This is a genomic window from Pseudarcicella hirudinis, from assembly GCF_900115665.1.
GTDB lineage: Bacteria > Bacteroidota > Bacteroidia > Cytophagales > Spirosomataceae > Pseudarcicella > Pseudarcicella hirudinis.
On the sequence record NZ_FOXH01000017.1, the window covers coordinates 1 to 22,357 of the forward strand.

A 22,357-nucleotide genomic window follows, 5' to 3' on the forward strand; every position below is an offset into this window, starting at 1 on the left:
TACCAATGACCTCGAAAGACAAATCACATCATTACTCAGCAGCGGGCCGGGCAGCTATTCAGGTAAGTTTGGAGAGGCTCTGGAAGCAATGAAGGCCAAAGCTCAGGAGCTATTGGATAAAATAGCGAATGGCGACAAGCCAACTCCTGATGATTATAAAAGCTATAATAATATTTGTAAAGCAGTCGACAAAGGAATTGACATTTTTAAAAATGATGTCAATCAAAAAGTTACAGACCCAAGCCTTAAAAATGAGGTAACTTCTGTTCTTAATGAATTGGATGAAGTTAAAACAGCACTACTTACCCAAGTTGATTGTGAAGGCGTGGGATATAATTTTTGGAGAAAACAGCATAATGCTTTTGACACTCCGCAATATGCAAGTACAAACAATAAACTTATTCCGACTCAACCAGGTTTATACTTTCTCTTCAGTCCATGCAAACTTAATGATGCAGGTTCAAATGCCAGCAAAATAAAGGAAAGTATTGATAAAATATTGGCTATCAATAAACCTAAATCCTTATGGCCAATAATTCCGTCGGATGATTATTATCTACAGCGTTTGGCAGATTTCAAACGAAGATACCCCAATGTAACACCCCCCAAATATTATCTTTAGTTATGGAGACAAATACTTACATCGCTTTAAGGATGGGCTTCGCTCAAATCTCTCCCCACAAGGGAAGAATTGGTTGGACGGGGCTTTGAAAAATCTTCAGGATGCCATTGAATTGAAGTTGGTGGGGAGAGTGCCGAAACAAGCGGGAGATCCTGATATAAATATTAAATTAGAAAACTCTAATTCTGAATTCCAACAGTACGTATTCAAAAGCCATGTGAAAGCTTATGTTGATGCAGGTTTGTTAAAACTGAATGTAATGGAAAAAGTGAAAATTGCCCTTACACCTGACTGCAAGGATTTATTTTCAGTGTTAGGTTCAGAACAAGCCAAAGATGTTGGACTGAAGCAAGCTCAATATTATTTAAGCAATCCGGGTTTTGCTGTTGATCAGGTAAAGGAAGCCTATGATCATTGGGACGAAATCACACAAATGGCATCGGATTATTGTGTTAAACAGCAAAATGCTCCGCAACCCTCAGGCTGTGAGCCACAAACCAATTGCATACCTTGTGATGCAGCAGAAGTACTAAGTAAAATTATTACGGTAACTTTAAATATTTTCAAATAATGAAAACAATAATGATATTAATAGCTTTTGTTAGCCTTGTAGCCTGTTTTTTTATAAAAAACCAACCCAATGCCAAATGGGAAATGATTAGCCCCAAGGGCTTAAATGACTATATTAAAGATCCCAAAGACCCCAGATACCCGGGTTATCCTGATAAAGTTGTTCCATTCTTTATTTCTGATAGTGTGGGATTTTTATGTGGAAATACCCAAACAACTAAACATTGGGATAAAAATCCTAAATTATTGCTGGATAAAGCTATTATTTATAAAACTACGAATGGAGGATATAGTTGGGTTAAGTATGATTTTGGAGAAAATGAAATCGCATATTCGGTGTATGGAGAAAAAGGTAAAATTATATTGATAACCTTTGACGGCAAAATGATGAATATATTTGAGTCGTATGATATTAGTGATAAATGGATAAAAGGTGCATCTTTTGATTTAAAGAAAATAGAAAACTTGGATTGGACTAATTTTAACAATAAGAATTTTCAGTACAGTTTTTTGGGAATGGCGATTAGTTCGGATAGCAAGAATTTTTATAATACGAAGTCAATATTAGAAACTTGGGCTCAACATAAATTCCCATTCAACCCCTATGATATCAATCCCGGAAGCATTTACTGGGGCGAGCATGAATGTTGGTTTACTTCATGGAAAGGGAAGCAGTGTTTTCTCGGCCATCTTGATTTTGAAAAAAACACAGGAGGACTTGAAGAACTTAATTTTAGTGGAGAAGTAGTAGCCCTTAGTCCAACAGGGAAAATTTGGATAGCTGGCAAAGAAGATAAAGATGCCGTTTTGTATGAGCGTGAAGGCAAAGGGAAGTATAATCTTGTTAAAAGAGTGAATTATGGAGGCGGAGATTTTTACTTATCTTCTGATTTTCTGAATGTAAATGCGGATGAACAAATCTGGGTTTATTCAGATGTAAAGTTTTTTCCTGAATATCATTTTATGAGTAGTCAGGATGGCGGAAAAACATGGACAGAGGAAAACATGCCTTATTCAGCTATTTTCGATAATCCTTATTTTTTGCATGATAAAAAGCAACACAAGACCTTGGTTTGGGTTAACGTAGGTGGGGGTAGATTAATGATGCGAAAGTAGTAACTCAGTCGTTACTATATGAACTAGCTCAAGGAGAAAAACCCGGTAAAGAAGATTAATAGTATTTTTAAAGATGTCAATAAAGAACTTGATGTCTGGAAAAAATCAATTACAGGCAACTATGGTACTGATTTAACCCCATTCCTTATATTAAAATCAAATTTAAAAGAAAGAGAGTCTCGTTTTAACTGGACGAACTCAGGCTGGAAATTTAGTAACAAAGACGTTCAGTAAGAGTTTATAAGTTGGTAAATAACTTTTTGCTTGATTTTAAATTTGATCACCTGTTTAGCCACCCTTATAAAACAAAACCCCTGATAATCAAGAGATTACAGGGGTTTGTTGTACCCAGAGCCGGAGTCGAACCGGCATGCCAATGAAGGCACAGGTGTTTGAGACCAGCGCGTCTACCAATTCCGCCATCTGGGCAACTCTCAAATTCTGGTACAAAATTAGGCGTTTTTTCTGAACCCTCCAACTATGCCCTGAAAATAATTTATGCTTTCACAGCCTCTGATCAGCTAATTCTCTGACTATGAATTAATTTAAACCTGAAAAAAAATTAAAAAAATATTGTATTTCTTCACATTCAGGCAATATTTCCTTAATTATTCTTTAAAACGGGTCTATTCATATCTTAAGGATTCTATCGGATCCAGCTTCGAGGCTTTGTAGGCAGGATAAATTCCGGAAAAAAGCCCCACAGCGACGCAAACCAATATCCCGATCATCATCCATAACCAGGGAATAATAAAACTCGCCGTTCCCTGACTGATTCCCTGTGCAATCACATTGCCGATAGGAATCGCCAGAATAATGCCTCCTATCCCGCCTAAAATGCAAATGACAATGGCTTCTATCAAAAACTGCTGTCTGATCCGCAAAGGAGTAGCTCCCAATGATTTTCTAATCCCGATTTCCCTCGTTCTTTCCGTCACAGAAACCATCATAATATTCATCAGGGCAATTGAAGCTCCGAGCAGGGTTATAAAACCGATTACAAACCCTCCAAGTCTTAAACTATCCGTTATGGTTCCAAAGCTTTTCGCAATAGAATCAGATCTTTCGATGGTAAAAGAATCATTTTCTCCCAGTTTATCTTCCCTTACCACCCGCATGATACCTCTCGCCTCTCCCATTACAGCCTCCAAATCAGTGATATTTGGTACAGAAGTCGTAATATCAAATGTTAAACTACGTCCTTCTGAAATCTTACGTCCTGTTTCCAAAGGCACGAAAACAACTCTGTCATCTCCTCCTCCCATCAAACTGCCCTTTTTTTCCAGCAGACCAATTACCTTAAACTTCTGTCCTAAAATGTTTATTTCCTGGTTCAGCGGACTCTCCTTTTCGAATAACTGGCTGATTACATCTACACCCAAAATGCAAACATTGGTTGCCAGCCTGAGGTCATTATTTGAAAATGTTCTTCCAGTTGCTACTTTATAACCTTTCATGTCCATAAAGTTCTCATCTATTCCCATAACCCTTGAATTAGGATTGGTTTTCTTTGAACCGTTTTTAATCTGTGCATTAAAGGTTACATTGGTTTTCAGTGTGATAACAGCCGAATGCCCGAAACGGGCTTTATACATTTTCGCCTGACGATAGTCAATCGGCGGTAGTTTTTTCTCTTTCTCCCCATCTCTTCTGATTCTGAAAACATCCCGGTTTCTGATGTCAAATGAATTTGCTCCTAAACCGGCAAAACTGTTATCAACCGAACTCTGAATTCCGTCAATCGCGGTCAGAATACCAACCAGAGAAGTAATCCCGATGGCAATAATCAAGGCAGTAAGTACTGTTCTGAGTATGTTCGACTGAATGGAGCGAAGTCCTTCTTTAATGTTTTCAAGTAAATTCATAAGCTAATTATTCCTTTCAAATGGAGTAATGATACACCGCTGGGGCTTTTCAATTAAACAGGCTTTGGTATTAATTTTGCACTAATTTTATCGTACATTCGTTATGACAAAGTACTGAATTCTTATCATGAAACTCAAACCAATGAAGCGTATTATCTGTCCGTTTATCATTTTTTTCCTGCTTTCTCTTAGAATTATGGCTTCCCAGATTCTGGTGCCTATGGATGAAACCCAGAAGAATCATCTGAAAGCGTATGGAATAGCCTATTGGATTCTGAAAGCTAATGATACAGAAGTAGAATGGCTTTTGAATTACAGAGGCGGAACGTTTATGTTTCCTCAATCTCAGAAGTTTGAGAATGAGTTGATTATTCGTGGCGTCAGTTATGAGGTCATTTCAGAGGGTCAGGCTGCTCAAATCAGAACTGAAGTAAGTAGTCCTGATGTAAATATGGATGTTGTAAAACTTCAGAAACCACCGAGAGTTGCGGTCTATTCTCCCAAAACTGCTCAACCCTGGGATGATGCTGTTACACTTGCCATGAAATATGCCGAAATTCCTTATGATCTGGTATTTGATGAGGAAGTGCTTAACGGTAAACTTCCTGAATATGACTGGCTTCATCTTCATCATGAGGATTTTACCGGACAAATGGGTAAATTCTTAAGCCAGAGAGATCAGAAATGGTATCAGGATCAATTGAGAGAAGACCGGAAAAATGCGGCTAAATTCGGATATGATAAAGTTTCAAAACTCAAACTGGGTGTTGCCAAGAAAATCAGGGAATTTGTGGCCGGCGGCGGATATATGTTCGCTATGTGTACTGCAACTGATACCTATGATATTGCTCTTGCGGCAGAAGGAATTGATATTGTTGATGCAAATTATGACGGAGATGGCTACGATCCGGCAGCGGATCAAAAACTGAATTTCATGAATACTTTTGCTTTTCATAATTTCAGCCTGATTATGCATCCGCAGATCGTTGAATTTTCCAATATCGATTCAGCGCCTCATTACGAACCAAGAGCCGTTTCCGAACAAAATGATTTCTTTAATCTGTTCCAGTTTTCAGCGAAATGGGACCCGATTCCGACAATGCTGACTCAAAATCATGAAACAACCATTCATGGTTTTATGGGACAAACTACTGCTTTCAGAAAGAACCTGTTGAAACCCGAAGTGATTATTCTGGGAGAAAACAGAGCACTGAATGAAGCAAGATATATTCACGGAACTTTTTTGAAAGGATTCTGGACTTTTTACGGAGGACATGATCCTGAAGATTATCAGCACTTTGTAAATGAAGAGCCAACAGATCTTAACCTTCATCCGAACTCTCCGGGTTACAGACTTATTCTGAACAATGTCCTGTTTCCGGCAGCCAAGAAAAAGAAACAAAAAACCTAGGATTTCGTCTAGAATTATCACCAAAAAGACCAGCCTGAAAGCTGGTCTTTTTTCATTTTATCATTTGCTCCAATTTCCATTTGGTATTGGCATAGAATTTCATAAATCCATGAGGAACAATGTATTTCTGCCAAACAGCTTTCCTGTGTTCTGTAGAATTTGGTCTGGATAAAATCAGCGATTTTAAGGCATAAAACCGGCTTATGAAGAAGTTATCTCCGTACTGAATACTGTTGGCAAGCATCAGATAATATCTTGCAATATTTTTAGAAAGGGTTTTGTGGAATCTATAATCCAACTCAGCATCTATTCCCTCATACATACCAATCCGGTTAAATAAAAAATCAGCATCCTGCTTCCCGTCTGTAAAACTCATTCCTCCTCCATTTTTCCTGTAGACAGACATTACCTCATTGATATAGCCAAACTTTCCATGTTTTCCCAATAAAATATACCTCGGAATATCTCCGCTTTTGGAATCATGAAACCATTGGGGATATTCATTCAGTAATCCATTCCTGAACATTACTGCAGAAGTGGCCATAAACCATACTTCGTCTTCTCCAATCAGGTCTTCTAAAGTCACAACTGCTTTCTGATTCTCGTCATTCACATAATAATCCGGATGAGAACCATCTTCAAAATGAATAAGCGCATTATGAAAACTGGCTACAAAATCAGGGTTCTTGTCAAGAAAATCTACCTGCATCTGTAATTTTAAAGGATTCGTCCAGTAATCATCTCCGTCAAGTGCGGCGATATACTGGCCTTTACAGATCCCGAGAGCCGCCAGCGTGTTGTTTTTACCGTAACCTCCAAGGTTCTTCTTATGCAATAAAGGCTTGATTTTGTCAGGAAATCTGGCCTGATATTCTTCGATAATCCGGGGATTACTATCTGTTGAAGCGTCGTCGCCAATAATAATTTCATACTCGAAATCAGTCTGCTGATTGAGTACATTGTCTATCGTTTGACGAATAAATCTCTCGTGATTGTATGTTAGAATTATTACGCTGACCTTTATCATTCCAAAAACAAAAACCTGCAAGGTTAAGGGGAAAACCCAATCCTTACAGGCTTCTTTTTATTTTTTAATTTTATGCAAATACCTGCTCAATCTGTTCTTTTACAGGGAAATTCGGGGTAACCAAATCTGCCTCAGGCCGATAAATATATGGCATAGGAAAACCTCTTTCAATAAAGGTTTCTTCATTCATATTATTATACCTCAACTGAATAGACCAGCGGATATTCTGAGTAACATTATTTCCGGATTGGTGGATGAGGAATGCTGAGAAAATCAGCAAATCTCCTACTTCAAATTCGGTTTGGATAAAGTCTTCTTCTTTCAGATTTTCCTGAATACTTCCTGTATATCCGGAAGTATCAGCAGACATAAGCCCCCAGGTATGACTACCCGGAATAACCTGCAACGCACCCAAAGCTTCTCCGCAGTCAATCAAAGGAAACCATAGTACAATACTGTCCAGTGATCCTTGTCCTGTTCTCCAGTCCTGATGAGCTCCCAGTTTCCAATGACTTCCGTCTTTCGACAAATATCTGCTGTTGAACTGCATCGCAGGGCGAACTGCAATAACCGGAAATTCATATCCGAGCTCTTTCAACAGATTTGTTACCTTCTCCTCTGTACCTAAACGATGCATAGAGATAAGATGCTGAACCTGTTTCCCGGTATTTACAAATGACATGAAATCCTTTTCGAAAAACTCAAACATGGCCTTTTCAAAAGTATCTTTATCATTTATATCAACTTTTTTACCCAGAACTCTTTCAATCTGAATTCCAAAAATCTGACGGGCTTCCTGGTAAATCTGTGCGATTTCTTCTTTTGAGAAAAATCCTTTTATCAGCAGATAACCATCTTTATTATATTGTTCTTTCTGATTTGCCATTTCTTTTCGATTTTACAACATTTCGAGTAATTATGAATTTGTTATTTATGAAACCTATAACAAAATTCATTTTTCAGTACATCAAAACTAAGCCGTATCAATCACTTTCAAAATGATTATTGTCATTAAAGAAATTAATCCTCCCAGACTGCATAGGCAAAACCTGATGTACCAAAGCCATTGCCATTATGAAGAAGATATTTTTTTCCGTTATGTTCATAGCGGTGGCAATAGTTAATCATGTGATAATCAAATGAATCCGGATCTTCTGATTTAGCGATTCCGGCCAGGTCATCTTTTCTGTCCCATTTAATTCCATCTCTGGATTCTGCATAACCGATTCTGTAACTCTGATCTCTGTTGGTACGATAATCAACCGAGTGTCTGTAAGAATAGATCATTTTATAAATATTGTCTTCCTTAAATACAATCGGGCGGCCGACTGCGTGCAGAAAATCATCAAATGCAATACAAACATCTCCGGTGGAAGTCCAGTGAATCCCATCTTTAGATTCAGCATAACGACAATCATAATAAGGTTCAGGGTAGCCATGTACATATTCACATTTCTGACCGGAAATATGCCACATTCTCCATATCCCGTTATCATTCATTACACAAGGTTGTGCTGCCCAGATCGGGTTATTGATAGAACGGTCCATGATAGGCCCTCTGAACATCTTATTGAAGGTCAGTCCGCCATCATGACTTACTGCAAGACCCATTGAAAGTCTGTAAGAATTATGCGATCTGTTCCAACCTGTATAATAAAGCCAGATGTCACCATTTGGCATATCTACAAACCATGAGGGCATAGCACCCGTTTCATCATATTCTCCAGGTCCACCCAATTCCAGTACCGGACGATCATGAATGTATCTGATCTTAGTAGGATCATCATATTCAACATCAATAAATGTCGGGCGGGACTGACCTTGTGCATCACGTGAAGAAAAATAAATTCTGAGGAAATCTGCATGCTTATAGGCAAACGGAACCTGAGCATGTGAAACTGAGTGAGCCAGATTACCTTCAGGCTTATAAACTACTCCTTTTTTAATCCACATCGTATCTAAAGAGAATGACAACCAAATGAATTGCAGAACATCTTCATTAGCTTGTCATTCATTTAATTCATTAATTATTTAGTGTTTTTTTCCGCTCTGAGTCTCCAGTTATCTTCAAAATCCTTTCCAGGAATCTGAAGATTTACATTTACTTCCGGAATCACATCAGTTTTGGTAAATTCAAGGACATAATATCCGAAACCAAAAATCCAGTTAAGCTGGAAATTGTCAATATTTTTCGGTAAATCCTGCAAAGGAACTTCATCCGCAAACATCGGATTGGCTTTCATTAAAGTCTGATAAGTTGGCTCATTTCTTAACCATGGCGCAACACTTTCGTCACCCACTACCACTTTACCTCCGACTTTAACTACACGGGTAAATTCAGCAAGTGCTTCTTTTCTTTCAGAAAAAGTATTAATTCCTCCAAAATGGAAAACAGCGTCAAAGCTATTATCTTCAAATGGCAGATAAGTTCCGTTTGCGATAAAGTAATTAACTTTTACATCTTTCGGATCAAGTCTCTGCTTGGCCAATCTCAACATATTCGGAGATAAATCAGAAAGATAGGCTTCTCCACCCGGAGCAACAGCCTGAATAATTAATTCAGAATCTTTCCCTGTTCCAGCACCAACTTCCAGGACCTTCATACCAGGTTTTAAACCCAGCATGGCAGTCATTTTCTCGCGGGTTGTTTTTTCATCTGCATGAAGAGATTCAAAAACCCAGGATACCCCACGATCATAGCGCTGATAAGCATCATTGTATGCCAATTGCTCTTTACGATCCTGTTCGAACAACTCTTTCGGAAAAACTAAATCCACGATGTCATTTACTTCGTAACTAATCGGTTCTTCGGTTGAGGTATTATGTACGGTTTTTCCGTCAGAGGATAAAACAAGTTTAGTTTTTGTCTTTGGACAAATGAAATTATTAAAAAAATCACTCATTTTGTATTGGATTCAGTGTTTCGTTCGAATTGCAAATGAAATGTCCGGAAACTATAAATTAATATCTTTACTTGAAACATTGGCTTTCTGGGCAGGGTTACCTTTCCAGATACTCCAATCTTCCGTCTTTTTTGCAGTAAGGTTAGCTCCCATGGCAATCAGTGTACCTTCGCCCAGATGAACGCCGTCTCTGATGGTAGCATTCACTCCAAAAAAGCAATACGGTTCAACGATGCATCGGCCTGAAAGTACAACATGCGAGGTGAAATACACATGGTCTTTGATCACTCCGTGATGTCCGATATGGTTACCACTCCAAAGCACAACATTATTTCCGATTTCAACAAAAGGCTGAATAGTATTATCTTCCAGAATGAAACAGTTTTCACCGATTTTATCAGTTAAAACTGTTGCTTTGGAACTGATATACGAAATAAATTCGTATCCTTTTTCTTTGGCATCAGCATAAACTCTGGCTCTGATCTGGTTCATTTTTCTCTCACTCAGCGGTGCAAAAAACTTATACTCCGAGGGTGGATATAAACTTACCACATCTTCAAATGGCACTACCGGCAGCCCCTTGAAAGTTTCTTCTTTCAGGTATTCACGTTCTACCGTAAATGCAACAATTTCATGAGGAGAATCAGTTGTCAGATAAAAATGAGCCAGTTCTCCGACAAGTGCTGTACCAAAAACAACTACTTTCGCCATATTTTTCTATTTATACCAATTATGAAATCATTTAAACCAACTCATATTCATCCAGTAACTGATGTACCTTTTCTTTGGAATTAAACATCAGAACATCAATTATTGAAAGCCAGGCAACAAATTCATTGTTAAACTGCTGGTAAACAACCGGTCTTGATTTAATAAAATTAAGTTGAATACTTCTTTCTTCAAAGTATTTTTTGTCATACAACTCTGTTCCGCCAATCGGGTTAATATATTGACTGGCTTTTTCCTGCAAGCAAATATCCATAATTCTTTCCTGTGCTTTCAGGTGTGCATTTGAATACCTGGCAGAACTTGGAACAATCTCAGTTTTAATCTCAAGGTACTGACAAATCTTTTGCAATGAAACCAGTGCCAATCCTGCGATGTTCTGCTCTCCGGCATGCAGCGTTTCTGAAATTAACGGAAAAACTTCCTGATAATAAGGGGCTTTCTTATAGGCTTGTTCGATTGTCTTTAACATCTTTACATGCCATTTCCCGTCATTAATTACATCAACTTCATTAATCAGTTTATTCTGGCTGGCATCCTTCAATGGAACAGTAAACATATTCTCTTTTCCGGAGACCAGAATTCTGTTACGATTTATCCAGCCACGATTTATAAAATTTACATCGTCGTACATTACAAACTTGTCAACAGCCTTAATCAACTGTATATATCCTATGTAAGGAAATATGTATGGCTGCATTATTGCTAAACGCATAAATTTTCTATCTGTTGTAAAAACTTATTTAACGTTATAATTCCTCCGGAATAAGAGGTTAAAAGCTAAAATATGAGTTTTTAATTCAAAAGTTAAAGTATCAGATTCCTGTGGTTTATTTCAGTTTTCTCAAATAATAATCTTCTCCTCTTACAATCAGGTCTGTTCTGGTTGTATCTGTTCCCAGGCGGATATCTCCGGGTTTAGGTTTAATCACATTTTTAGAAAAAAACAGGTATTGTGCTTCTTTCGGAATCGGCTGTACACCTTTTTCAAAAGGATTTACCGGAATTAATGTCCTGCTCAGCTTTGCCCCCCACAAAGGATATTCGTAATCATCATTGATCGTTCCCAATGCCACTACTGCATTCTGCGGAACAAGCTCATTAAACCTTTTATAGGCTGGCGTAATATCCGGACGTGCCCAGGTTTCCAATTCTATTCTTTCTGTATCAAAAGCGGAAGGACGGCCTAAAGCAGCAAAAGGAAGGCATCTTTCATTTAAATAAATAACAGATACCGCTGAAACAGAACCAATAATTACAGTAATCCCAACCCACACTTTTAGAATTGAAAATGTTTTAGTGGAAATTGCCCATTTTTCTTTGGTAAACAATAAAATCAGGAAAGGAACCGCATAAACTGAAGTACTGATAAAATACCGGCCTTTCCAGGGATCATAAGGTGCCGAATAAGACAATGCCATAAAATGGAGAATAAATGCTATTCCCAGGAAAACATGCGGCTTTGATCTGATAACACCTGTCATAACCAGCAGAATAATCGGCAAAATCAAGCCAAATCCGAAAATGCCCCAATAAGGATTTGCATTAAAAAATTCGAACCTGCGGTGGTAAGTAAAGGGGACAATCGAAAAATCCGTTTCTTCCTGCAATCTGAGATTCAACGCCTTTTCAGCTTTTTCAATCGGAATTTTCATTTTTTCATTCAATGAATCTCCCACCTCCCAGTTTCTCAATCCATCCAGATTGATCATGTCCATACTATAGCGCACTACATTTCTCGATCCCTGTTTGATAAGATTTTTCAGCGTTCCGGCTCTTTCAACAGATTGATGTTTAGTAGCAGTCGGTGGTCCGATCGGGTGTCCGAAAACCTCCACATTTTTAAGATAACCTGTCGGGAGTGTAAATAAAGAAACTCCGATAACAGTCCCCAAAACAATGTGTTTTAACCTTTTGAAAAATACCTGTTCCCATTTTTCTTCCCAGAAAACTGCATACAATACAATAAAAAACAATGGAGGAAATGAAAACAGAAAAGTGATTTTATGCCCTAATGCTATTCCGAAAGTAAGTCCAGCAAGGTATAAATAACGACGACGTTTAAGGTTTTTATAAGTAAAAAGGAAATAAATCAGACAGGTAAGGTACGAAGCCAGAACGATATCCGTCTCAGTTGTAACAGATTGCATCAGCACATCCGGTAACAACAGCATAACAAGTCCGCAGAAAATACTGGCGGTTAAATTCTTTCCGATTCGCTGTGCGATTCCAAATGCCCCGATTCCAACGATCCAGTAAGCCATATGGTGAATAAGTTTGAAGAAATTTTCAACTTTTCCACTCATCAGATAACTGTAAATCTGAATTGTACAGATACTTTTCGGATAGGTATCAATATTCCAGTTTGTTCCTCCGAAATGAGCCATTGTTCCATGTCTCATATAATACATTACCCGGTTCAGATGCCCGGTCATGCTATCCCACTCATTCGGGACGGTATAAGCAACCAGAAACAAATTGGTAACCGCAATGATAATAACACTTGAAAACAATAAGGAAAAAACAAATTTGAGAAACAGGCTAAGTGAACCAAACCAATTCCAGAAAATCTGAATTCTACTCCCAACTATCTCAAAAAAGGTGAATTTTTCCCGATTATCTCTGCCGAAGACTTTGGTAAACTGAACATAAAGAATGAATGCGGGAATAAAAACAGAAAGAGCCCAAAAACGGCGGTCGTCAATTTTATTAAACTGAGAAAGGACAAAACCGGTTATGATAATACTTCCTGCAAATGTCATATAAGCAGTAATGATAATATCGACTAACGATTTATTACAAATTCTCGAAGCAATCCGGAAGACAAAGCCAACGAATAATACAAAGAATATTTTGTAAATAAATTCCATCTAGGGTAAATAGGTTAAATTTTAAAGTATTGAATCTGAGACGATTCTTGAAATTTTCTCTACATCGTCATGGGCTAAATCATAGAACAGCGGAAGTGATAAAGCTCTCAGTGCAAAATCATCAGAAACCGGACAATTGCTTTCTTTCTGAACAAATGGCAAAGTACTTAAAGAAGGATAGAAATATCTTCTCGGGAAAATATCGTGAGCTTCCAGATTCGCCTTGGTTTTAAGCAAAGCTTCTTCCGACTCAAAAAAGACTGGGTAATAAGCATAATTTCTGACCAGATCAGCTTTCCATTCAGGACTGCCCAGCTTTTCTCCGAAAGGTAAAAGTCTGTCGTACAATTCTGATATTTCCTTTCTGCTGCGAATAATTTCCGGAACATCTGGCAAGACGCAAAGTCCCATAGCAGCATGAAATTCCGAGTTTTTCCCGTTAATACCAATCGTCAGGTAATTGTCGGCAATATGTCCGAAACTTCTGTAGCGGTCTATCAGCCAAGCCACATCATCATTATCAGTAATTATCGCACCGCCTTCAGTGGTATGGAATACTTTTGTAGCATGAAAACTACAGGTACTGATATCACCATAAGACAAAAGCGCTTTACCGCCTAAATCAGCACCATAACAATGTGCTCCGTCATAAATTACTTTAATCTTATATTTTTCACCGATTCTGGCTAAAGCTTCCACATCACATGCGTTTCCATACACGTGGGTAGCCAGTATGGCCTGAGTATTTTCAGTAATGGCTGCCTCAACTCTGGCAGGATCAATACATAAATCTTTAGGAGAAACATCCGCAAAAACCGGGGTACAATTTTCCCAGATTACTGAATGTGAGGTTGCACAATATGAAAATGGTGTAGTAATAACCTCTTTGGAAATTCCCAAAACTTTCAGGGCAATTTGAATAGCAATAGTACCGTTGCTTACAAATAAACAGTGTTTTACCCCGAGGTAATCTCTCAGCTTTGCTTCCAGTTCTTTTACCAGAGGTCCGTTATTGGTAAGCTGAACACGATCCCAGATGCCCTTAACATAGCTTTGGTACTCCTCAATATCAGGTAAATATGTTTTGGTAACGTTAATCATTTTAATAATGCTTTAGTTATTTCGTTGAAACCCAAGCCGGCAAAACCGATAATTATTTGTATAAATCTTGATAGCCAACGATTAACTAAACATTTTCATACTCTAACTGGGTAATTGGAAATGCAATCTGAGGGCGAACATAACCTGGCCATTTTCCATACCAGGAAACCCCTTCTCTATAGTCTTCTACTTCAAAAATCAGGCTTTCTTCAAAATTCATTAAAGGTGTTGACGTATCTTTTACCACCATAAAGGAAAGGGAATAAGAACCGTCATTAAGGAAATTCCCCTCTATTTCACATTCAGCCTTAACAATACCTTTCTCAAATTTTCTGGAAGGAGTTCCGATATTGAACACACATTCTCCTGTTAACGAATTCAAATGCAGACTCACATTAAGATTCGCAGAATCAAGCATATTCCAGAACTCAATCTCAATTTTAAACGGCGTTCTTACATCAATATGTTTAAGATCTCCGATGTATTTAGGAACAATTTTAACACTCTTTAAGCGCACTTTATCATTGCCGGGAGCATCCTCAGGTGTTTCCCATGAACTGGATAATCCGGTTTTCTGGATATGACTCAGGTAATTGGCAATAACCTGATTTGTCTCTCCTATTTCAACCAATTGCCCTTTTTTCATGAATATCGACTTATTACAAAGTCCCTGAACTGCAGTCAGGTTATGGCTCACGAATATAATCGTTCTTCCGGCGTTTGAAGCATCCTTCATTTTACCCAGACATTTTCGCTGGAATTCAGCATCACCTACGGCAAGTACCTCATCAATAATCATGATTTCAGGTTCCAGGTGAGCAGAAATGGCAAAACCGAGGCGAACATACATCCCCGAAGAATATCGTTTTACCGGTGTATCAAGAAATTTCTCCACACCTGCGAAATCAACGATTGCATCAAAATGTCTCTTGATTTCATCTCTTTTCATGCCAAGTATCGCACCGTTCAGGAATATATTTTCTCTTCCTGAAAGTTCAGGATGAAAGCCCGTTCCCACTTCAAGCAAACTGGCTACACGTCCTGTAATACTGATTCGTCCCTGTGTCGGCTCGGTAATCCGGCTCAACACTTTAAGCATGGTAGATTTTCCGGCACCATTCGATCCTACAATCCCAACACGATCTCCCTGTTCGATTTCGAAACTGACATTTTTCAATGCCCAGAATTCCTCGTGGGTTTCCTGGTCTCTGTCTCTCGAAGAGAAAAGTCCACTGAAAGTATCTGTAATTACTTCCCGGAGTGTACTTTTTGGTGCATTGCCCTTTTTGTGGTCAATGATGTATTTCTTACTTATATTTTCAGCTTTGATTACTGACATAACTTCATCCTACAGATTACTCATCGATTTTAGAATCAGGGCTAAAGATTTCTGATTAAAATGCTGAAATCCTTTTTTCCAAAATCAATTTCTTATATAAAATCAACAAAAGAGTTTTCCTTTTTACGGAAGAAAACAATTGAAATAAAGGTAGTTATTATTACAAATACCAAAGAGGGCACAAAACTGCTCCATTGGAAATATGCATAATTCTGAATAGTACTCCAACGGAAACCTTCAATAATGCCCGATAACGGATTCAAAATACTATAATATTTAAACCACCATTCATCCTGGAATTTCGAAACTGAATAAACAACCGGACAAACGAAAAAGCCATATTGCACAACAAGTGGTACAATTTGCTGAAAATCACGGTACTTAACATTTAAAACTGCAAAAATCAATCCCAGACTAAATGCCGCCATTGCCGTTAAAGCCAGAAAGAACGGAATCATCAGCATATTCCAGTCCGGATAATAGCCATAATAACAAAGCATCGGAATCAATACCACCAGACCTACCAGAAAATCAACCAAAGCTACCGAAATAGATGAGATTGCCATGATTAATCTGGGAAAATATACTTTTGAAACAAGATTCGAATTCCCGGTAATACTGTTACTAACTTGCTGAAGAGCCGTTGCAAAGAAATTCCAGAGCAATATGCCTGAAAAAATAATTACCTGGTACTTGACATTCGAATCATCCTTTATTTTGGCAACTTTATCATATGCAAATACAAATACCATCATCATCATAACAGGGCGGATAATGGCCCAAAGAATCCCGATGGAAGTTTGTTTATATCTGACTGTAACATCTCTGAGGGCCAGAATCAATAAAAGTTCTTTGAATCTCCAAAGATCCTTCCAGTAGTTTTTTGCTGTTCTGCCTGCCTCTATAACTATTTCCTGCATAAAATTAACTATTCAAAATATCTCTTAATGCCTTTCTTACTGTAATGTAAATTAAAGAAAGTACCAGACCAATCGCCGCTCCTATCTTTATAAATTTTCCAAAATTAACCGGTGTTCCCGGAATCGGAAGTTCCGCATCATCTATTCTGGTAAATAAAGGTGCTTCTTTTACGACTGAAAATCTTAAGTTATCCTGGCTTTTCACGGCCTCGTAATAAAGACTCTGAGTTTGAGAAGTGTTCATACTCAGGCGTTCAGACTGCAATCTGCCCTGCTGCATAATAATCTGCTGGTTCTGATCATTATATCTTGCCAATGCCCCCTGATTACGGTAAAGGGCATTTCTAAGAGAATCCACACGTGAGTCAATCAGTTCCAACAGCTCTCTTGTCTTTTTGGTTTTGGTCTCAATATAGAAACTGGTAACTGTTTTAAGAAACAAATTTGCCCAGGTATAAGACAAAGTATCATTTCTTGTCGTCACTGTTAAAGTGGTAAATGAAGACTTTGAATTATCTGCACCAAGTACTGTAAGCGGTTTCAAAAATTCAGAAATTCTGTTAAGATAATCCAATTCTTTTACATTAAGTAATTTAGGATTATTATGTTTAAACTGAAAGGTCTTTGCTTCAACATCATCTTCCCATTCATCCTTTAGTACCCCGCTTTTTTTCAGGAAATAATTGGCAAAAATCACCTTTTTACCATTAATATTCACCTCAGACAAAAGTGCTTTACGATAAATCCCTTTGGTTTTTAGTAATTCCTTAAAATTCTCCCCGCTGAAAAGTCCGGTATTTCCGGAAGAAGCTCCCCCTCCAAACCCGAACTGACTGGCCAGATCTGCGAGCCCTCCTGCCGTATTACCACCTCCGTTTTCCATATTAAAGGTTATCTTGGCAGCATAAGTAGGGTCTTCTTTACTGATAAATTCAACAATAATTCCCCCTATTATTCCAAGTACGGTGAAGATTACGATGATCTTCCAGTTGTTTACTATTAAATTCTTAAACTTTATCAGTTTAACCAGAATATCTTTTAACGACATCTGGTCTTCTGGTAATATCTGGGGTTCTGTATAAGGCATTTTTATAGTCTTATTTCTATCTAAAAAACTTTATTTATTCAATCTAAGAATTCCGTAGATTGTAAAGAGTGTTCCTAAAGTTCCTGCAATTGTTGAAACTAAAATCTGAACCTGCTGCGGAGTCACCTCTCTGGTTGACTTAGGAACTACGATTTCAGAACCTGGTTCAATTTTTGGATAATTTGAAAAAATACCCAGAAAACTTCTCGTTCTGTCAACAGAACCATTGGCATAAATTACATAAGCACGTTTTCTGGCAGACATAGAAGTAAAGCCTCCGGCTTCAGCGATATAGTCTTTGAATGTTTTTTCTTTAAGGTATCTGGTAGACGTAGGATACAATAGCTCACCCTGCATTCTGACCGTTTGCGGCTCTTTTGGTATTCTGATAATATCGCCGTCCTGTAATAAAAGATCGGCAAGCCCGTCAGGATTTTTTAACACCTCAATCAGGTCAATACCAATCGACTGATCTGTTTCTTCCGCAATTGGTTCCAGTTCTACAGAAACTTTATTTGAATTATCCTGCAACTCACTTTGTTGCTTTCTCTTCAATTCTACTTCCTCCTTTGAAAGTTTCACCTTTCTGATCAGAGTAGCTCCGGCAGGATAAGCCTGAGCATTTAAACCTCCTGCTCTGGCAATGAGGTCGGAAATTTTATCTTCTTTACTTATCAAAGCAAACTGCCCCGGTAATATTACCTGACCTTCCATTTTTACATATTGCTGCTTTTCATAGTTAGGGGAAGATCTGACAAAAATCTCATCAAATGGCTCCAGGACAAATTTAGAAGCTGTCTCATCTAAAGAAAGGCTCTTGCTGACTGCAAAGACTTTTCTTTCTCCGATTTGCGGAGTAATGGAAGAAACATCATATTTATCGACGTTTTTCTTTCTTCTTACTACTTCTATGATTCCGGTAGCAGCAGATTCAGATAGTCCGCCCGCTTTCAAAATCACATCTTCCACCGTCATATTTTTTACATAAGGATAATAACCGGTTTCATTTTCTTTCATATTTACTGCTCCCTGAATACGAACCGTAAAATCCTCCTCTAAATCCAGTTTGGAATAAACTACAATATTATCTTCTCTTTTCAATACCAGATCAGGGGTTTTTCCACTGATGATGTCCTGATAATTAATTGAAATTTCTTCTTTATGTAAATCCTCGCTCAAGCGGGTGATTGAAATCCTTCCCAGAAAGGCATCCTCCCGGAAGCCATCTGCGCGTTTAATCAATTTCACCAGCGTCTGGTTATTGCTTACTGAATATTTACCCGGACGGAAAACAGCTCCTGACAAAGTAACTACATTCTCAAAACGAGTTACCAGTACGCCATCCACAGTAATCAAATCTCCTGTTTTAGGCATAAAAGATGAGAGCAAATCTCCGCTTAAATCAGTAAGTTTTCGTTCTGTATCTGTGTATCTCAACACCTTAATCAACTGCCTGTATGCGTCAGGGGTAAAACCTCCTGCATATTCATTGATGATTTTTTCAAGAGACTCATTTGGCAGAATTTCAAAAATCGCCGGCTTTTTAACTTTCCCTTCTATCTCAATTCTTGATTTATACACGCCGACTTTCACAATATCCTGATCCTGTAAAGCAATATCGTTTCTTTGAATCCCGCTCGTCAGGAAGTCATATAAGTCAAGAATCGCAACAACTCTTTTATTTCTGATAACCTTGATATCACGGAATGTACCATTTTCATTCGGACCACCCGCCTGATAAAGTACATTCATAACTTTTGCCAGAGAAGGAACAGAATAGGTGCCCGGATTTATTACTTCACCCTGAACAGTAACTCTGATCGTTCTGATTGTTCCGAGTGAAACTGTTGCCGTTGTATTTGAAGCGGCACCCTGATAATTTTTCAATCCTACATAAATCTGTGAAAGACGGTTAATGATTCTTGTTTTCGCTTCTTCTATCGTTAAACCTGAAACAAAAACGTTACCGACCAGTGGGATTTTAATGAAGCCGTCAGAAGTAACTGTAAGATTATAATGCGCTTCAGAATAGCCATTTATATCAATTAAAAGCTCATCATCAGCACCCAGAATATACCCTCTCGGGGAAGGCATACGTAAATTGGCTTCAAAAGAAAGGTTCTTATTATTAAAAATACTGTAGCCAAATATTTTCTTGCGAAGACTTAAAGTGGCAGAATCCAATTCAGTTTTTTCATTGTCAATAGTACTTTTCCTTGCCGCAGTTAATGAATCCGTCAAAGTTTTACCTTTGGCTGTTTCTTTCACTGTTCTGGTACCGGTAGCAGTTCCGGCAGCAGGTGTAACAGTCTGAGAACCACCGGTTGACCCTGAGCTTTTCACCTGTTGTTTAATGCTGTTGATATCTATCGGAAGGCTTTGGGCAAGTAACTCATTATTCCATGAAAATATCGAAATCAGGAGGATACTTAAGATTTTATGGAATGAATTAGAGGCAAAACAACGTATATGATTGACTTTTAAATACTTAAAAAATAACTGGTAGTTGGACATACAACTTTCGTCTATGGTTTGAGAAGAAAACACTAATTGCGAAATTAAATAATTCCTGTCATTTTAAAAAAAATGAGCTTTACAAGAACTAAATATTAAATGCAAAGTAAAGCAACTTTTGGCTATTTATAACGACCGTTCCCTATATAAATTACTAAGCGGTAAAGAGATTATTGTAATTTTTACATTTAGAAAGGCTTTAATTCCATCTTTATTCTTTCTGATTACAGACTTGTTTCTGATCCCGGGAGTACCCTGAAAAGTAACTATTATTTTTAAATGTTTTGCAAGTGTCCAAAAACTGCGTTTTTTTGTATTTTTGTTAGTTAGTTCAATTTTACATTCAATTTTCTATGGCAGAATCATCCAATAATCCCGTTCAATACACCGAGGATAGTATCAAATCGCTGGACTGGAAAGAGCATATCCGTCTGCGTCCGGGTATGTATATCGGAAAGTTAGGAGACGGTTCTTCAGCTGATGACGGTATATATGTTTTAGTGAAAGAAATCGTCGATAACTCTATCGATGAACATATGATGGGTCATGGAAAAACCATTGAAATTAAGATTTCAGATCATCGGGTTGAGGTAAGAGATTATGGCAGAGGGATCCCTTTGGGTAAGGTAATCGACTGTGTTTCAAAAATTAATACCGGTGGTAAATATGACTCAGGAGCCTTTCAGAAATCAGTAGGTCTTAATGGTGTGGGTACCAAAGCGACTAATGCTCTTTCTTCCTATTTCAAGGTACAGTCTTTCAGAGATGGTAAAACAAAATGGGCAGAGTTTTCAAAAGGTGAATTACTGGTTGAATCTCCGGATAACTCTGAAAGTACTAACCGGAGCGGAACACATATTCTTTTTGAGCCTGATAATACCATTTTCAAGAATTATCACTTTATTCCTCAGTTTCTGGAATCGCAAATCTGGAATTATGCCTATCTGAATGCGGGTCTGACAATTAATTTTAACGGTCAGAAGTATTTTTCTCAGAATGGTCTTCTTGATCTTTTGCGTAAAAAAACGAATGAAGATGAAATCCGTTATCCTATCATTCATTTGAAAGGAAATGATATTGAACTGGCTATAACACATGCTAATCAATATGGAGAGGAATATTATTCTTTTGTAAACGGTCAGAATACCACACAGGGAGGAACTCACCTGGCTGCTTTCAGAGAAGCTTTGGTCAGAACACTCCGGGAATTTTATAAGAAAGATTTCGACCCTTCAGATGTGCGTGCCAGTATTGTGGGAGCTATTGTTATCAGGGTTCAGGAACCTGTTTTTGAATCTCAGACCAAAACAAAGTTAGGTTCAAATAACATGTCGCCGGATACGAACTCTCAAACAGTTCGCTCATTCATCGGAGATTTTGTCAAAACTACCCTCGACAATTTTCTGCATAAAAACCCTTCAACTGCCGATGCTTTGCTAAAAAGGATTCTTCAGTCGGAAAGGGAAAGAAAAGATATTGCCGGAATTAAAAAACTTGCCAATGAAAGGGCAAAAAAGGCAAATCTTCATAATAAAAAGCTAAGAGACTGCCGGGTACATCTTGATGATGAAAAAAATGACGGCCGCTACGATTCCACTTTGTTCATTACGGAAGGGGATTCTGCGAGCGGATCAATTACCAAATCAAGAAATGTGCAGACTCAGGCCGTTTTCAGCTTAAGAGGTAAACCGCTGAACTGTTTCGGACTTACTAAAAAGATTGTGTATGAAAATGAGGAATTTAACCTCCTCCAGCATGCCCTGAATATTGAAGATGGTCTGGAATCTCTGCGATATAATAAAATTGTAATTGCAACAGATGCCGACGTGGACGGAATGCACATCCGCCTGCTGATGATGACATTTTTCCTTCAATTCTTTCCGGATCTGGTGAGAAACGGCCACTTGTATATTCTTGAAACGCCTTTGTTCAGGGTAAGAAATAAAAAAGAAACCCGTTACTGCTACACTGACGAAGAAAGAAAAGAGGCTATTGAAAAATTAGGGCCAAAACCGGAAATTACCCGATTTAAAGGTTTGGGAGAAATCTCTCCTGATGAGTTTGGAAAATTCATCGGAGACAATATCCGTCTGGAACCTGTAATTCTTGAAAAAGACACGACTATTCCTAAAATACTGACTTACTTTATGGGCAAAAATACGCCTGAACGTCAGAGGTTTATTATTGAAAACCTTGTCATTGAAAAAGACATGGAAGATGTATTATTAAAAGTTTAGTTTTTATCCCGATAATGGCCCGGCCAAAATCCAAAACGTTTAAAAAATA

At 38.0% G+C, this 22,357-nt stretch carries 18 protein-coding genes and 1 tRNA gene; 5 read left to right on the forward strand and 14 right to left on the reverse strand.

Annotated features, from left to right (window positions below; translation table 11 throughout):
- The 3 genes from BM179_RS25425 to BM179_RS21620 form a co-directional block, all read left to right on the forward strand.
- On the forward strand, positions 1-622 hold a 622-nt coding region (locus BM179_RS25425; RefSeq protein ID WP_177219481.1), incomplete at its 5' end, for a hypothetical protein.
- An 85-nt stretch (positions 623-707) separates the two neighbouring features.
- Complete coding sequence (locus tag BM179_RS21615) at positions 708-1,193, forward strand: hypothetical protein (RefSeq protein WP_143095292.1); 486 nt, start codon at positions 708-710, stop codon at positions 1,191-1,193.
- Positions 1,193-2,308 carry a hypothetical protein gene (locus BM179_RS21620; RefSeq protein WP_092019266.1) on the forward strand — a complete coding sequence of 372 codons (1,116 nt, stop codon included), beginning with the start codon at positions 1,193-1,195 and terminating at the stop codon, positions 2,306-2,308. Before BM179_RS21615 ends, BM179_RS21620 begins: the two co-directional genes overlap by 1 nt.
- Before the next feature lie 345 nt (positions 2,309-2,653).
- Here the strand turns inward: BM179_RS21620 and BM179_RS21625 are convergent.
- Positions 2,654-2,737: transfer RNA gene (locus BM179_RS21625), tRNA-Leu, on the reverse strand.
- Between the two features lie 197 nt (positions 2,738-2,934).
- On the reverse strand, positions 2,935-4,173 hold the full coding sequence (locus BM179_RS21630; protein WP_092019267.1) for an ABC transporter permease: 1,239 nt from the start codon (positions 4,171-4,173) through the stop codon (positions 2,935-2,937).
- 142 nt (positions 4,174-4,315) lie between these two features.
- On the opposite strand from BM179_RS21630, the gene BM179_RS21635 reads away from it, so the two are divergent.
- Positions 4,316-5,584: an asparagine synthetase B gene (locus BM179_RS21635; RefSeq protein WP_092019369.1), complete on the forward strand. Its 1,269-nt coding sequence runs from the start codon at positions 4,316-4,318 to the stop codon at positions 5,582-5,584.
- A gap of 52 nt (positions 5,585-5,636) precedes the next feature.
- Here the strand turns inward: BM179_RS21635 and BM179_RS21640 are convergent, their stop codons facing one another.
- The 12 genes from BM179_RS21640 to BM179_RS21695 form a co-directional block, all read right to left on the reverse strand.
- The gene (locus BM179_RS21640; RefSeq protein WP_092019268.1) at positions 5,637-6,611 is read right to left on the reverse strand and encodes a glycosyltransferase family 2 protein; all 975 of its coding nucleotides are present in this window, start codon (positions 6,609-6,611) and stop codon (positions 5,637-5,639) included.
- A gap of 70 nt (positions 6,612-6,681) precedes the next feature.
- On the reverse strand, positions 6,682-7,497 hold the full coding sequence (locus tag BM179_RS21645; protein ID WP_092019269.1) for a phytanoyl-CoA dioxygenase family protein: 816 nt from the start codon (positions 7,495-7,497) through the stop codon (positions 6,682-6,684).
- Positions 7,498-7,631: 134 nt separating this feature from the next.
- The gene (locus BM179_RS21650; RefSeq protein WP_092019270.1) at positions 7,632-8,564 is read right to left on the reverse strand and encodes a glycoside hydrolase family protein; all 933 of its coding nucleotides are present in this window, start codon (positions 8,562-8,564) and stop codon (positions 7,632-7,634) included.
- A 74-nt stretch (positions 8,565-8,638) separates the two neighbouring features.
- Positions 8,639-9,514, reverse strand: coding sequence for a class I SAM-dependent methyltransferase (locus tag BM179_RS21655; protein WP_092019271.1), 876 nt, complete (start codon positions 9,512-9,514; stop codon positions 8,639-8,641).
- Between the two features lie 51 nt (positions 9,515-9,565).
- On the reverse strand, positions 9,566-10,225 hold the full coding sequence (locus BM179_RS21660; RefSeq protein WP_092019272.1) for an acetyltransferase: 660 nt from the start codon (positions 10,223-10,225) through the stop codon (positions 9,566-9,568).
- Positions 10,226-10,256: 31 nt separating this feature from the next.
- Positions 10,257-10,955 (reverse strand): WbqC family protein, encoded by a 699-nt coding sequence (locus BM179_RS21665; RefSeq protein WP_092019273.1) that lies wholly within the window; start codon positions 10,953-10,955, stop codon positions 10,257-10,259.
- Between the two features lie 115 nt (positions 10,956-11,070).
- On the reverse strand, positions 11,071-13,110 hold the full coding sequence (locus tag BM179_RS21670) for a glycosyltransferase family 39 protein (RefSeq protein WP_092019274.1): 2,040 nt from the start codon (positions 13,108-13,110) through the stop codon (positions 11,071-11,073).
- Positions 13,111-13,131: 21 nt separating this feature from the next.
- Positions 13,132-14,211 (reverse strand): DegT/DnrJ/EryC1/StrS family aminotransferase, encoded by a 1,080-nt coding sequence (locus BM179_RS21675; RefSeq protein WP_092019275.1) that lies wholly within the window; start codon positions 14,209-14,211, stop codon positions 13,132-13,134.
- Positions 14,212-14,296: 85 nt separating this feature from the next.
- The gene (locus tag BM179_RS21680) at positions 14,297-15,550 is read right to left on the reverse strand and encodes an ABC transporter ATP-binding protein (protein WP_092019276.1); all 1,254 of its coding nucleotides are present in this window, start codon (positions 15,548-15,550) and stop codon (positions 14,297-14,299) included.
- A gap of 92 nt (positions 15,551-15,642) precedes the next feature.
- Complete coding sequence (locus tag BM179_RS21685; protein WP_092019277.1) at positions 15,643-16,470, reverse strand: ABC transporter permease; 828 nt, start codon at positions 16,468-16,470, stop codon at positions 15,643-15,645.
- Positions 16,471-16,474: 4 nt separating this feature from the next.
- Positions 16,475-17,557, reverse strand: coding sequence for a Wzz/FepE/Etk N-terminal domain-containing protein (locus BM179_RS21690; RefSeq protein ID WP_092019278.1), 1,083 nt, complete (start codon positions 17,555-17,557; stop codon positions 16,475-16,477).
- A gap of 30 nt (positions 17,558-17,587) precedes the next feature.
- On the reverse strand, positions 17,588-20,071 hold the full coding sequence (locus BM179_RS21695; protein ID WP_092019279.1) for an SLBB domain-containing protein: 2,484 nt from the start codon (positions 20,069-20,071) through the stop codon (positions 17,588-17,590).
- A 353-nt stretch (positions 20,072-20,424) separates the two neighbouring features.
- Here BM179_RS21695 and BM179_RS21700 point away from each other — a divergent pair, with 353 nt between their 5' ends.
- Complete coding sequence (locus BM179_RS21700) at positions 20,425-22,308, forward strand: DNA topoisomerase IV subunit B (protein ID WP_092019280.1); 1,884 nt, start codon at positions 20,425-20,427, stop codon at positions 22,306-22,308.
- The last annotated feature ends 49 nt before the right edge of the window (positions 22,309-22,357 follow it).